The following is a 13,424-nucleotide window of genomic DNA, read 5'->3' on the forward strand; positions in this document are numbered from 1 at the left end:
TTTTTTGCTATTAAACTCTCGTTATTAAATTTATAATGCTGGCCGTATTTTTAATAACGAGAGAACACCTATGAGCAACCAAGAACTTTTCAGTAATAACCCACTGCAAGGCGTTAAATTAGAGCAAGTGGTTGAAGAACTGGTTGAGCAATATGGGTGGGAACTCCTGCATGCCTACTTACAACTTAACTGCTTTAAAAATAATCCAGACATTAAATCTGCAGTTAAATTTTTGCGAAAAACCGAGTGGGCGCAACAAAAAGTAGATAATTTCTATTTGTACCGCCTTAAAAACTTACCTCGCCCAGATGACGTACAATACGAACTGCCTCCACGCGACCGCATTATTCCTGAAGGCGATAAACCAGGTGAGCCTTGCGAGTTAAGCTTTTCTGATGCTAAGCGTATTCAAGAGAAAAAAGCAGCCAAGCAACGTGCCCGTACTCGTAAACAACGTTCAAATTCAAGTAACCCTTGGGGTAACTAAGCTGATTTCATAAAAGAGCTAACTTTATTGTTAGCTTTTTTGTGCTTAATGAGAAAATTAATACCCTCGATGTTTCCAAAAATCATCTTCAGTTTTGGTTTTTTCATTGATTAGATTAAATGTCTTATCAGCAATGATTTTACCTGCTAAAGATAAGGTCATGCGCCAGTCACCTACTTTATCTTCTATAGGCTCCCATACCGTATCCCCTAAATAAAACGACCAATCGTTATCTTTAACGTATACATTCCCCTCAAAAGGCTGCATCACTTCGCCATCGGAATCTATAATACCGGGATGATAAATACAATAATGTAGTTTTTCGCCTTTGGCTTTTTTGATATTTACTATTAGGCCAAATTCCACATCAATACACGCGGTTACCTTTGTGGTGAATTGCGTGATTTGTGGTAACGCTTTGTCAGCTTTGTCCCAGTTGGTATATATACCGTAACTTTCTAATGTAATTTGTGGTTTAGATTTTGCCATTTAACTTTCTATTTTTTCTTTCTATTGTTAAGCCACCAGCCTCACGAGTGATTTATTAATTAAGTAGTTGTTTTGGATTTTTAGGATAATAATTGCTGGGTTGCTGCTCGCATAAACTAAACTCGCGAGTATTTTTATACGGCAACTTCATAAAACCAGCTACCCCCACATCAGTTATATTAACCGCGTACTGCATGAGTTTATTTAGCAAACGTTTAAATTCAACTTCTTTGCTAGCATCGAGTAATCGATAGTAATGGTGAATCTTCATCCTATCTGGTAGTGCTTCAAAAATAATACAACCCGTATGATGTATCTGGTTTAGCTCAAATACACATTTAATCACCTTTTTAGGCAGTTGCAGTTGTTCATCGGGATCTTTACCATCTTCAAAATATGAGTGTGGACGGGTTACCTCGCTGGCTTTTACATTAACCACTTCATAGTCAAGCTCAGGTAACTGGTTAAATTTAAACGCACCGGTGCCATCGCGTTCTAGCTGAATCGTTTTACGGGCATCAAATAAACAACACTTAAATAAGCCCTTTTGACTAATCGCTTGTGCCAGCATTACAGTATTATTTACCGCATCAGTAAACGCGGTTGCTAAAGCTTCATCGTGCATAATAAGTGATGACTCAACATACAAAGAATCATCTTTCCAATGAAAACTCAGCCCCCCTACTACTGGGTATTTCGCTAAGCGACTAATTGACGCTAAAAACGCTTTTTCGGTATCCCCAGTATCAAACAAAAATTCTTTGTAATACCTATCTAACTGAGCATCGTTTACATCTAACAATTGCTGTTTATGGTCGGCTTGGCGTAAAAACTGTTTTCGGGAACTATATACAACGGTTTCGGGCTCAGGATCTTGGCTAAACCAAAAAGGAATGCGTGCTTTAGTGTCTTGCTTTGGTAGCTCTGGTAAAAATGCTTTTGCCATAGTTTCTATGTTACGCATAAAATAGTCGCCGGCTTTATCCCTTACACTACGCTCTTTTGAAAGCATGCCGTCAATTACATTCGCCAGCTCTTTAGGGAGCATTAAACTACTGGCCGGAATAGCCTGAGCACCAAATCGACAAGACTGAGCCGATGCAAGTGCATACAAAGTTGATGCAACCCCCTGCTCATCAAAACGAGGGGATGACTTTTCGCCAGACATTTGCGCATCACCAATAAAATACACATCACCCATTCGCGCGTTAGTGGTGCTTAAATCACCCGACATTAAATCCATAAAATTACTGGCAATTGGGTTGCCTTGTTCATCTACTTGGGCATATACCGAACTACCCCAATCAACCAATGAAAGCTGCTTAGCATTTTCATCCCAAACCAAGTTAGAGGGTTTAATATCGCCATGCACAATAGGTTGTGGGCTTAATCCGTTTTTATGATGACGTAAATCAAGCAACACATTTCTCAATTTTACCGCTAAGTTCATTATTTTTGCAGCAGATAGCCGCCCTTGCTTAAGTGATACTTTTTCAAGATCTTCACCTATTGCACGAGCCATCATCAAAATGCCCTGTTTTTTTATTCGCTCAAAACCATAAAATTTTGGTATTAGCGGATTATCAATTTGAGACAGCATATACGCTTCGTCTTCAAGGCGGTCTCGTACACTTTGCGCCAGCGTTATTCTTGAAAATTTAAACACCCAAGGCAGGCCATGTTCATCATCACCCGCAAATACAAAGCCAAACGCACCAGAGCCAATCATTTCAACATTTTTATAGCCAAGTAGTGTTAGCTGTTTAATACAAATGTTAAGCCATTGGCGATGCTTTTTAGCATCACGGTGCGATAACAAATAAACAGACTGTTCTTCGTTAATATAAAAGTTGCGAATTTCTTTTGCTTTCAATGCAGATTCTCTAGGTTGGTGGTTAAAAGCTGCGTAATGCCTTTATGTTTGATAGTAACGCGGCCGTTATTTTTATTAAACCTTTAAGGTCACTATTGACTTACAAAACTTATATTATTTACTAATGATTTTGACGTATATCGCTGATATTTGCGGTTTCACCGTATCCTACTTACCCATAACAGCCTAAATAGGGTAAAACACCCCTTTAAATTATTCTTAGGTTAAAAAATGAAACGTATTATAAAAGCCTCTTCAATCGCGCTTGCACTGGGTATGTGTATTAATGCACAAGCAGCAGACTTTAACTTTTCTAAAAAAGTAGACAACGATGCAAACACGCTGGTTGTATTTTATAGCCAAGATGGCAACAACAGCCAATTTAAAACACTTGATAAACAATTCGATGGCCAATTACAACGTGTTATCGATATTGAAAATTTCACTGGCGATTACGCTAAAGTTGCGCAACTTGTCGCGCCTAGTAAAAGTAACTACAGCCGTATTTTGGTTGTAGGTACAGGTAAAGCTGACGAATTAGATAAAGCAAAAGCGGCTAAGTTAGGCGGTAATATTCATGCTCGCCTAGTTAAAGCTAAAACGGGCACTGCCAGTGTTATTTTTGATGATGTAACGGGTGCAAATGATAATGCCGCACTTGCTGCTAATTTTGCCCATGGTGCAAACTTACGCGATCACCGTTTTGAAAACTACAAAAAAGAACCAAACACTGAAACTGTTAGCTATACGTTTGATGTTGATAACACCAAGCAAACCCGCAAGCTTTACAGCCAATTAGAGAGTATTCAAGCAGGTGTATTTTTAGCACGCGATTTAACCTCAGAAGTAGCTACCGAAATGACGCCGGTTGATTTTGCCAATGCAGCAAAAGAATTAGCGTCGTTAGGTGTTACTATCAAAGTGTTAGAGCCTAAGGAGCTAAAAGAGCTAGGCATGGGCGCATTAGAAGCTGTAGGTAGAGGTAGCCAGCAAGGTGCACGTTTAGTGGTAGCTCATTATAAAGGTTCTGACGCTGCCCCTATTGCCCTTGTTGGTAAAGGCATTACGTTTGACTCAGGTGGTTACAGCATTAAAACCGGTGCGTCTATTGCACGTATGAAATCAGACATGGCCGGTGCTGCTGCAGTGCTTGGTACTGTAAAAGCAATGGCGTTAGCTAAAGCCGATAAAAACGTAGTAGCCGTTATGGGCATGGCAGCTAATATGGTATCGCAATTTGCTGTTGCACCAGGCGATGTTGTTCGCACAGCTGAAGGCTTAAGTGTAGAAATTTTAAATACCGATGCTGAAGGTCGTTTAGTACTAAGTGATGCAATGTGGTATGCACGTGAGCACTACAAACCAGAGATCATGATTGATGTTGCAACCTTAACAGGTTCTAAAATTCGTGCTGTTGGTAATGAATACGCAGCGGTATTTTCTGATGATGACACACTAGTATCGCAACTTACCCTTGCAGGTAAACAAGTAAACGAAAACCTATGGCGCTTACCATTAGGTTATAAAGATATGTTGAAGTCTGACATTGCTGATATAACAAATGTAGGTTCAGGTGGCCCTGGTGCAACCACAGCCGCTACTTTCTTAGAGCATTTTGCTGGCGATACCCGTTGGGTGCATATCGATATTGCAGGTAATGCCTTAGTGAAAAAAGGTAAAGATGAGCTTTCACCAGGGGGAACGGGGTTTGGTGTACGTTTACTAAGCGAGTGGTTATTAGCTAACTAATCAAAATTAATTGATAATTAGAGCGCCAAAATGGTTTACTGTTTTGGCGCTTTTTGCATTCTACTGAGTTGGTTTATAGGTAAGGCCTCATAAAATAAACTGTTAAAACCGTTTTATTAATTGATTTTGTTTGATTTATAGTCAAAGATGAAAAAACAAACAGTAATGAGGTCAATGGAATGAAAGTAACCTACCTGCTTTATAGCGTTTTTTATTTATCTATTTGTTTTCTATTCTTTTTTGAACAGCTCTCAGCCATTGCAGCTGGTGTTATAGTACTATTGTCTGGCCTGTTTTATATAAAGCCTGCCCCTTCAAAAGTTACACCTAATCAAGACTCAACGCCTGTGCAAAGCTTCACCAATAAAATTGCGCAAAACATTACAAAAGCCACCTCGCAAAATGCCATAGGGGCTGCTGAAGTATCGTTTTATGTTGATAGCTTATCTAAAGAAATAGATGCCTGTTATAAAGAAAGCGAAACGGTGGGACTTGCAACCCAAGCGCTGTCTCATAATAGCACTGAGCTCAGCGACAACATGACCACCATAAACCAAGCAATGCTTCAAACCGCCCAAGCATCTAACACTGCCGATAGTCGCTTACAAACAGCAACCAAACAAATAGACTCACTGGGTGACTCTATTGATAACGTTGCCCTACAACTCGATATTTTATTAAAAGGCGCAAACGATATACAAAGCATTACTCAAGTTATTCAAAACATTGCAGAGCAAACCAATTTACTGGCGTTAAATGCGGCCATTGAAGCCGCACGCGCAGGTGAACAAGGTCGTGGCTTTGCTGTTGTTGCCGATGAAGTGCGTAACCTTGCAAATAAAACCAACGACGCCACTAAGCAAATTGCCGATATGCTCACTCAAATTAATGCTAACAGCATAAAAACCAATGACGATATGAAACAAGTATCCCAAAACAGTGCCACAGTAAAGTCTGAGCTTGAAACCGTCACTGAATCGTTCATTGCTATTAATCAAGATATTGGCTCATCATCTGCGGCACTAGAGAGCATGCATCAAGGTGTTGCTACATTTCAGCAAGCAACCACACAAATTAATAGTTCAGTAACTAGCATTAGCCATTTACTCGGTGAGGTTACCACTAAAAGCGGCTCAATAGCGCAGCAGGCTTCATCACTGTCATTGGGATCAGAATCAATTTTTAGAGAACTTGACAACATAGAGCATAATGCGTTTTTCAAACCCATATTAGAAGAAGCCACAAAAGCGAGTAAAAAAATTAGTGAATGTTTTGCGCAGTGGATAGCCAGTAATAAAATTACGCAGCAGCAACTGTTTAGCCAAAACTATACACCTATTGCTAATACTAAGCCGCCTAAATATTCCACTGATTACGACGCACTATGCGATCAAACATTGCCAGCAATCCAAGAGCCCATACTTGAAAATAAAGAGATAATATTTGCTGGCGCTGTGGACAAAAAAGGGTATTTTCCAACGCATAATAAACGTTTTAGTCAGCCTCTTAGTGGCAACTACGAACAAGATTTAATTAATAATCGCACTAAACGAATTTTTAATGACCCCACAGGCATTCGTTGTGGTAGCCATACAGAGAGCTTTTTATTACAAACCTATAAGCGCGATACCGGCGAGATATTGCATGATCTATCGGTGCCAATATATGTAAACGGTAAACATTGGGGTGGATTTAGAATTGGATTTAAAAGTATTAAACATTAAAAAAGGGAGACTCTGTCTCCCTTTTTACTGTTAACTTTTATTATTTAGGGAAACGCATTCGCGATACCGTATTATCAGCCAAAACATAATGGTGAAACAAAGCCGCAGCCGCATGTAAACCTATTACGTAATACCCCACTTCCCCTGCGGTTTCATGTATCTCTTTAATACTTTTAGCAAGTTCATTGTTTTGAGCGGCCAAAGCAGGCAACTCTAAACCAAAAAATGGGATAGGTTTACCTGCTAAACTCAAAATTAACCAACCAGCTATAGGCATAGCAAACATAAACACATACAGCGCAATATGAACAAATGTAGCTAACTTATTTTGCCATTTCGCAGGCTCAGGTTGTATAGCAGGTGCTGCACCACCCACTAAACGAGCAACTAACCTCACACTAACTAAAGCTAGCACCGATAAACCCAACATAAAGTGCCACATTTTAAAGGCATCACGCGTTTCAGTGCCTTTATCAAATAATTCGCGAAGTTCAATACTGCCGTACACAGTGACAATTAAAATAAACATAAGCCAGTGTAAGGCTATAGAGAGTGTATTGTAATGAGTCGTTGTGTTTTTAAAATTCATAATACCTCCTAATTAAACGCATTAAAGTTAAAAGCTCACTTATGCGTATGAGTACATGTTTACAGGCTAACCTTTAATCACTCACTGCTTAATGATCTAAAACATAAAATGAGTTATTAAGTCAGATCAATGGTGTAATGATTCTGGAATTTAAGTATTAGTTAGAATAACTGAGCAAGCTTAAAATAAACTTAAATAGTAGGCATAAAAAAACGGCAACCTAAAGTTACCGTTTTAAACAATTAACATGTGTTTAAAAGTAATAAACAGCCGCAATTGAAAGCACATCAAGGTCGTCTGACTTTGAGTAACCAATGCTTGCAGCAAACTGCTCGGTAAAATTATATACCGCAGCAACATTAAGCGCAGTTTCTGATGAACCATCTATATTAATGTATTTTATAGAACCTTTTAGTTCAATATCAGCTGTCACCATTGAACGAACACCCGCTTCAAGGCCATAACCATTGTCACCATTGGATAAGCTATTGCCTAAATACGAAGATTCAAGCTCTATATCTTCATAAGAAACAATACCAAAAAAATCAGTATTAGGTGTTAACTCATAACGATAACCAAAACCAATTGATAACATGTCTAAATCTAAATCAACTTTTGCAGATTCGTAAATAGTTATATCATCCGACGTATTTGAATAACTGCCAGTTGCGAAGAAATCATCTGAAATTAGTTTAAATGCCGATAAACCAAAACCTGAAAAAGTTTCGCCATCTAAATCCACTGATTGATAACTAACAGCAGCACTATCCCAACGCGGTGACTCTGCAGCCTGAGCTAATCCTGAACAAGCTAACAACGTTGAAACAAGTAACGTTTTTTTCATTTTTCTATATCCTTAATTTGAGCCTTAAAGCAATATGCCAAGCTCACACAATGAGATTTATAATTTTTATTTAAAGTGAACGAGCATGAAATAACAACTCGTCCCCAAATATAACACACTTAAATTTAAGCCACTATTTTTAATACATTATTATGTATTTTGTTAGCTAAACAAGTTCAATGTAGGATTTAATCTCAACGGCAGCCATTTAGACATTAAAACTAACAAGACACCCATTTTAACTTAACAAGCAAAATCTAAATTCCACGCATAAAAATAACTGCATGATGCAGTTTAAATTTTTCTACTAAGTTATTTAAAGTTTATGCTAATAGCTTTTCACAATTACTTGTATTGGCTCGCCGTTTTCGATTCAAATTTTCACAATAACTTGCTTGTGAGGTCGGCCTGCCAACTGCGCCGTGAAATACGCGTGTAAATTGTGTGGTGAGTTTTAACCAGTTTTCCGTAGATATATTGAGTCTTTCCAGTAAAGGAAGTTGGGTGTTATCAATATGGCCGTGTTTATCTTCTCGCATTATTCGTCCTGTTAGCTCAACAAGTTCAAGGTACGACTTGAACTCAAACGGCATCCCTTTTGGCATAACTTGACGTGACATACCTGCAAATCAGAGCAGTTGTTTTGGTTATTTTCTTTCCTTTGCACATGTTAAGCGTAGTTGGGCGCTGGTATGGTCAGATTCTTCTGAGGTGTTAGCCATTTTAACACTGATTGGGTTTAAGTCGACATACGCCATGCAGGCCGCAAGTGCGGCTTCATCAAGAAGAGCTTGTGACCTAAACCGCTCTTCCCATAAATTTATAGAGAATAAATTTGAATGCCGTTAGGCAGCCCGAAGAGTGAGCGAACACTAAATGCGTTTACTTCAGGCATCCTGCCTTCCGCCCTCCGGGCCAGCTGCGCTGTTGTAAAATGTTCCAACATTTTGCTAGTTACTCATAACAGCATAAGCACATACGTCAATACAAAATATCTTAGCTAGCTCAAGCAGTTTGTCTTCAACCCACCCTCTGCGATGCTCAAAAGATTGACCCGTAAAATGATCTTCACCGCACAAGAAAGCACGACGAACGCAACGTGAAATACAGTGATAATACTTTGTATCAACCAAACTTACTTGACGCTTTCTTGCGATTGTCATAAGACACCCAGCTTGTTTTCACACCGATGAAAGCCTAGTACTTAGTTCGCCAAGCTGCAAAAATTAGAGTGGGTGCCTAGTTTGTTTCTTTACTTTTGTTCATGTCTAGTTTCCGAGCATTTAACTTAATTGGATGAGTGGATGAAATATCGATCAGCCTAACGCCTCAATCAGCCGACGCGTTAGCGGTCTGCTGGATTGACTTGTTAGCATTTTCCTCGGTTAGTAAACATATACCCAACCAAATAAACCAAACAATTTGTGATACGCCAAATATTTCAGTAAATAGTTTGTCAGGATAAATCGTTGCAATGCCCGCTATGCCTACAAAATATCCGAGATAGTTAAGTGACCGGGGTAATCTGCCCTCTTGTATAGCTGCTACGCTAATCAATAAAACCCAAAGTCCGCCAACTAATTCATTTCCACCACCTATACTTTCTGTTATCACTGAAACGATTATCCACATATCAAGAGCTTTTTCTGGATTTGCATCCATCAGATCGATTGCATGATCAAGCCCGATATTCGAAATCATTCCACTTGCAATCACCAGACCGACCCAAATGCCCCCGAATAGAGATCCAATAGTAATTAAGGGATTAACTTTATGTTTAAGCCTCTCATACATACTAATAACGAGTATGGCCAGAAAAATGCCAAACACCACGTACATTAGAAAATAGATCATTGAAAATAGAAGTTGATTTTCTGCCATGTAAGTCATTTTTTCGACTGGACTACCATCAACCGGATATGACCAAAAAGCCCCAAAATACACAAAGGCTGCTATGTAAATAAGCCCTTGGAAAATTGCTGCGATACCAGCTAGTTTTTGTAGACTCTTCATTTGGCGTAACCCCGTTTGTTGTATTGCTGCTTAGCAACTTGTTAGAGCACCATTACGCTGCATTTTCAGCAGCTTCTTCAATATTATCTTTTGCAACGCTCTCATAGTATTTCTTCGTTAATTCAGATTGTAAAAAATCGTCGTTTAATAGTTTAAGAAATAAGTTTTGAGACTTTTTAGTTTTTAAATCGAATTGCGAGCCATCGGTACTATATTTAAACTTACCTTTTAATGCTGGGTGAGTATTTGTAAAGGATAGTATTTCACGGTTAGGTATTACTGATAAAACAGGTGATTGGCTAGCCGATTTAACTAACTTTCTTGAAAAGGTTATATCATCAAGACGAGATTCAAACACACCACAATCCATTACTAAATCTGATGATTTAATATTCTCTACACCCTGTGTAGCAATGTTTTTAATGGCATCATGGAAACCGAAAAACCTCTCTAATGCTTTTATATCGAGGATATAATATTTACCATTCAATTTAATAAACTGAAACTTAGGATCAATTTTAAGAATATCTTGATCTAGTTTCTGAAACCTATTTGAGCCTCGCATTTTAGTAAGGCTAAAGCCACTATCTTTTTGTAATAATGTTATTGGGTAGTGATGTTTATAAATGGCAAGTTGAACGTCTTGATTACCAATTAGAATAAGCACACCTTCAAGTTGCTTTAATGAGTCATCACTAAATGAGAAAGGATCAAATTTTTCACTTTCAATTATTTTTTTTAAGTTCGAAAGTTCATCTGGGATATCATCTAAATCATATTCGTATAAAGCATTTTTTCGATCATCTGCACTTGATATTGGAATAAGTGACAGATCATCATTAAGGAGAATATTACTACTCAATGACTCCGTAAACATTTCTGCCAATTTTGTCTGATCTGCTTCATTAATATCAACAGATTTAACACACATGCCTTCATCGCCATCTAAAAGAAAGAAAAATTCAGCAGAACATCCTTTCGCTGTTATAACCGATGAAATTTCTTCCTTTAAGTTTTCAATAGTCATTCGACTTTCCTCGCAAAATATACTTTGTCATCTAAATCTAGGGTTTTTAATTGATCAAGCTCACTCAACCTGTCTTTTGTTATTACAACAATATTTTCTTTTATACCGGTTCTTGTTTTAATCGTAACTTTGTATAACCTAAATCCTAAAACAGCAAGAGTCGGGTTGGCATAAAACTTATCAGTTTTTACATAAATAATACCGATGACAATTAACAAAAACGCTAAAGCTATCAAATATCTTGTACTTGTCAGGTTAAAGCAGATTAAAGGGATTATATAAGTGGTTAGAAATGTAAGGTGCTCGTAATTCAGATCTTCTATATCTACAATTTCAACAGGTAATTTTTTACTACCTGAAACCCTGTAATCAAAGCGGTAATAAAAAATAACCCCAAATAAAACCAACAGCAAAGAAATAGCAGGAACTATGTTCTTTTTAATAACGTCCCAAAACCCTACGAATTGGCAGTTATCACCAAAGCACATAGGAATATCTACTGTGATCACAATGATTAAGAAAAAAAGAAACCAAAGTGACATTATGTATAATTCGAATTTGTCCCAAATTTCACCAAACTTCATATGTTCATCCATGCTTGATTACTGGTGCTCTAACAGCTTATTGAACACCACTTTGGGGGGTTATAAAACCCCAAAACGGCGTATATAACATGGCTCAATAATTCCACTAAACAACTTTAATGTAAACAAGTTATTACGCAAGTTATAAAACACTCGTTGTTAAAATACACCAAAACGACTTTTAATAATGTTATTGGACAAAACACCATTAACTGTCTATATATACAGCGCTCCTTTTTAAGTTCATTATCTTTATGAAATCTCTGTTTCTAACCATGATTAAATTATAACGCTGCGATTTAAAACAAAAAAAGCACAGCTCAAAGAGCTGTGCTTTCAATAATTAAATTAGAGCTGACAAGTTATAAACGAATACCGCCGTCTATCTCTACTACACGGCCAGTGAAAAAGTCGTTTTCGATAATATACTGAGCAGTATGGGCTATTTCAGCGGTTTCACCTAAGCGCCCTACTGGAGTTACTGCTAGCATGCGCTGTTTAGCTTCTGGCTTCATTACATCGGTCATTGCGGTGCTAATAACACCCGGGGCAATGGCGCCAACGCGAATACCAAAACGGCCAAGCTCTTTAGCCCATGTAGTGGTTAATGCCACAACACCTGCTTTTGAGGCAGCATAGTTAGTTTGGCCAATATTACCCGCACGCGCTACGCTCGACATATTTACAATTACGCCACCTTTGCCTGATTCAATCATGTGGCTTGCAGCTTCGCGCCCTGCTAAAAATACACCTGTTAGGTTAACGTCAATCACTGATTGAAATTGATCAAGCGACATTTTTTTAACCACTTTGCCGTCTTTGGCTTTTATAAACATGCCATCGCGTAAAATGCCGGCGTTATTAATTAATACCCCAATGTGACCAAAGTCACTGTTAATGGTATTAAATACGTCTTCAACTTCGCTCTCAACAGTTACATTAGCGCTGTAGCCTTTAATAGTGCCTGTTACGCCTGCTAATGCAGATAGTTGCTCGGTTGCTTCATTTAACTGGGCTTGTGCCATATCAATTAAGGCAATATTAGCGCCCATTAAGGCAAACTTTTGCGCCATTGCAAAACCTAAGCCTTGTGCGCCACCGGTAATAACTACGGTATTATTTTTTATTTCCACAATACTTTCCTACTTCGAAAACAATTTAAAAATGGCACTAAAATCATCACTGCCTGCACCTTGGTGCTGCATCATAGTGTATAAATTTTTAGCCATTGAGCCCATTGGCGTCAGTGAATTACTCTGCTGCGCTGCTTCCATAGCAAGGCCTAAGTCTTTAGCCATTAAATCAACCATAAAGCCGGGTTTATAGTCGTTACTAGCTGGTGCGGTTTCCATAACACCTGGGCAGGGGTTATAAAGTTCTAACGTCCAGTTACGACCCGAACTTGCGCTCATTATGTCGCTGAGTACTTTTGCATCGAGGCCGTTATTAATGCCCATTTGAATAGCTTCACTGGTACCTGCCATTAAAATACTCAACAGCATATTGTTACATATTTTAGCAACTTGCCCTGCACCAATATCACCAGCATGGAAAATGTTTTTTCCCATATCGACCAATACACTATTAGCTTTATCAAATGCAGCTTGCTCACCACCCACAATAAAGGTCAGCGTACCCGCTGTTGCCCCTGCTACACCACCCGATACCGGTGCATCAACAAACGCAATACCTTGCTCACTTAGGGCATGGCCAACGTCACGTGCTGATTGTGCATCTATGGTTGAACAATCAATCACTAACGTGCTTTTACTTAGTACTTTAATTAAGCCCGGTTGCTCGTCTGTGCCTAAATAAAGTGATTTAACATGTTTGCTTGCCGGTAGCATGCTAATTAGCACATCAGCCTCGTGCGCACAGTCACTAGCGCTTTGCGCCGCACTAGCCCCATGATTCACAAGCTCTTTAACGGCCTCTGCACTTAAGTCAAAAGCGCGCACACTGTGGCCTGCTTTAACTAAGTTTGCTGCCATTGGGCCGCCCATGTTTCCTAAACCAATAAATCCTATATTAAGTTTACTCATCGC

At 38.6% G+C, this 13,424-nt stretch carries 12 protein-coding genes and 1 pseudogene; 3 read left to right on the forward strand and 10 right to left on the reverse strand.

What is annotated here, in order from left to right:
• The first annotated feature begins 70 nt into the window (after window positions 1-70).
• Window positions 71-487 carry a VF530 family DNA-binding protein gene (locus BW139_RS09930; RefSeq protein ID WP_008114664.1) on the forward strand — a complete coding sequence of 139 codons (417 nt, stop codon included), beginning with the start codon at window positions 71-73 and terminating at the stop codon, window positions 485-487.
• Window positions 488-544: 57 nt separating this feature from the next.
• Here BW139_RS09930 and BW139_RS09935 read toward each other — a convergent pair whose 3' ends face one another.
• Window positions 545-976 carry a DUF3859 domain-containing protein gene (locus BW139_RS09935; RefSeq protein WP_076919533.1) on the reverse strand — a complete coding sequence of 144 codons (432 nt, stop codon included), beginning with the start codon at window positions 974-976 and terminating at the stop codon, window positions 545-547.
• 55 nt (window positions 977-1,031) lie between these two features.
• A complete protein-coding gene (locus tag BW139_RS09940) occupies window positions 1,032-2,849 on the reverse strand; it encodes a protein kinase domain-containing protein (RefSeq protein ID WP_076919534.1) in 1,818 nt (605 codons plus the stop codon).
• A gap of 231 nt (window positions 2,850-3,080) precedes the next feature.
• Here BW139_RS09940 and BW139_RS09945 point away from each other — a divergent pair, with 231 nt between their 5' ends.
• Both BW139_RS09945 and BW139_RS09950 read left to right on the forward strand, forming a co-directional pair.
• Window positions 3,081-4,598, forward strand: coding sequence for a leucyl aminopeptidase (locus BW139_RS09945; protein ID WP_076919535.1), 1,518 nt, complete (start codon window positions 3,081-3,083; stop codon window positions 4,596-4,598).
• A gap of 179 nt (window positions 4,599-4,777) precedes the next feature.
• Window positions 4,778-6,322 carry a methyl-accepting chemotaxis protein gene (locus BW139_RS09950; RefSeq protein ID WP_076919536.1) on the forward strand — a complete coding sequence of 515 codons (1,545 nt, stop codon included), beginning with the start codon at window positions 4,778-4,780 and terminating at the stop codon, window positions 6,320-6,322.
• 40 nt (window positions 6,323-6,362) lie between these two features.
• Here BW139_RS09950 and BW139_RS09955 read toward each other — a convergent pair whose 3' ends face one another.
• The 8 genes and pseudogenes from BW139_RS09955 to mmsB all read right to left on the reverse strand — a co-directional run bounded on the left by BW139_RS09955 (window position 6,363) and on the right by mmsB (window position 13,421).
• Window positions 6,363-6,911, reverse strand: coding sequence for a cytochrome b (locus BW139_RS09955; RefSeq protein WP_076919537.1), 549 nt, complete (start codon window positions 6,909-6,911; stop codon window positions 6,363-6,365).
• Between the two features lie 253 nt (window positions 6,912-7,164).
• Window positions 7,165-7,755, reverse strand: a complete 591-nt coding sequence (locus tag BW139_RS09960; protein ID WP_076919538.1) for a porin family protein — start codon at window positions 7,753-7,755, stop codon at window positions 7,165-7,167.
• Window positions 7,756-8,078: 323 nt separating this feature from the next.
• A pseudogene (locus BW139_RS18685) lies at window positions 8,079-8,918 on the reverse strand (transposase).
• 166 nt (window positions 8,919-9,084) lie between these two features.
• Entirely contained in the window at window positions 9,085-9,768 is a 684-nt protein-coding gene (locus tag BW139_RS09975; RefSeq protein ID WP_076919540.1) for a DUF4386 family protein, read from the reverse strand.
• Window positions 9,769-9,820: 52 nt separating this feature from the next.
• Window positions 9,821-10,795: an anti-phage protein KwaB gene (kwaB, locus tag BW139_RS09980; RefSeq protein ID WP_008114677.1), complete on the reverse strand. Its 975-nt coding sequence runs from the start codon at window positions 10,793-10,795 to the stop codon at window positions 9,821-9,823.
• Window positions 10,792-11,379 carry an anti-phage protein KwaA gene (gene kwaA, locus BW139_RS09985; RefSeq protein ID WP_008114680.1) on the reverse strand — a complete coding sequence of 196 codons (588 nt, stop codon included), beginning with the start codon at window positions 11,377-11,379 and terminating at the stop codon, window positions 10,792-10,794. The genes kwaB and kwaA overlap by 4 nt, the downstream gene beginning before the upstream one ends.
• Window positions 11,380-11,741: 362 nt before the next feature.
• The gene (locus BW139_RS09990) at window positions 11,742-12,512 is read right to left on the reverse strand and encodes an SDR family oxidoreductase (RefSeq protein WP_008114682.1); all 771 of its coding nucleotides are present in this window, start codon (window positions 12,510-12,512) and stop codon (window positions 11,742-11,744) included.
• Window positions 12,513-12,521: 9 nt separating this feature from the next.
• Window positions 12,522-13,421: a 3-hydroxyisobutyrate dehydrogenase gene (gene mmsB, locus BW139_RS09995; protein WP_076919541.1), complete on the reverse strand. Its 900-nt coding sequence runs from the start codon at window positions 13,419-13,421 to the stop codon at window positions 12,522-12,524.
• Window positions 13,422-13,424 lie beyond the last annotated feature (3 nt).

This window comes from Pseudoalteromonas sp. SK18, assembly GCF_001974855.1.
Classification (GTDB): Bacteria; Pseudomonadota; Gammaproteobacteria; order Enterobacterales; family Alteromonadaceae; genus Pseudoalteromonas.

Bases quoted from the DNA above. Each gene is read 5' to 3' on its own strand.
- BW139_RS09930 (WP_008114664.1), top strand. From the start codon at position 71: ATGAGCAACCAAGAACTTTTCAGTAATAACCCACTGCAAGGCGTTAAA.
- BW139_RS09935 (WP_076919533.1), bottom strand. From the start codon at position 976: ATGGCAAAATCTAAACCACAAATTACATTAGAAAGTTACGGTATATAT.
- BW139_RS09945 (WP_076919535.1), top strand. From the start codon at position 3,081: ATGAAACGTATTATAAAAGCCTCTTCAATCGCGCTTGCACTGGGTATG.
- BW139_RS09950 (WP_076919536.1), top strand. From the start codon at position 4,778: ATGAAAGTAACCTACCTGCTTTATAGCGTTTTTTATTTATCTATTTGT.
- BW139_RS09955 (WP_076919537.1), bottom strand. From the start codon at position 6,911: ATGAATTTTAAAAACACAACGACTCATTACAATACACTCTCTATAGCC.
- BW139_RS09960 (WP_076919538.1), bottom strand. From the start codon at position 7,755: ATGAAAAAAACGTTACTTGTTTCAACGTTGTTAGCTTGTTCAGGATTA.
- BW139_RS09975 (WP_076919540.1), bottom strand. From the start codon at position 9,768: ATGAAGAGTCTACAAAAACTAGCTGGTATCGCAGCAATTTTCCAAGGG.
- kwaB (WP_008114677.1), bottom strand. From the start codon at position 10,795: ATGACTATTGAAAACTTAAAGGAAGAAATTTCATCGGTTATAACAGCG.
- kwaA (WP_008114680.1), bottom strand. From the start codon at position 11,379: ATGAAGTTTGGTGAAATTTGGGACAAATTCGAATTATACATAATGTCA.
- mmsB (WP_076919541.1), bottom strand. From the start codon at position 13,421: ATGAGTAAACTTAATATAGGATTTATTGGTTTAGGAAACATGGGCGGC.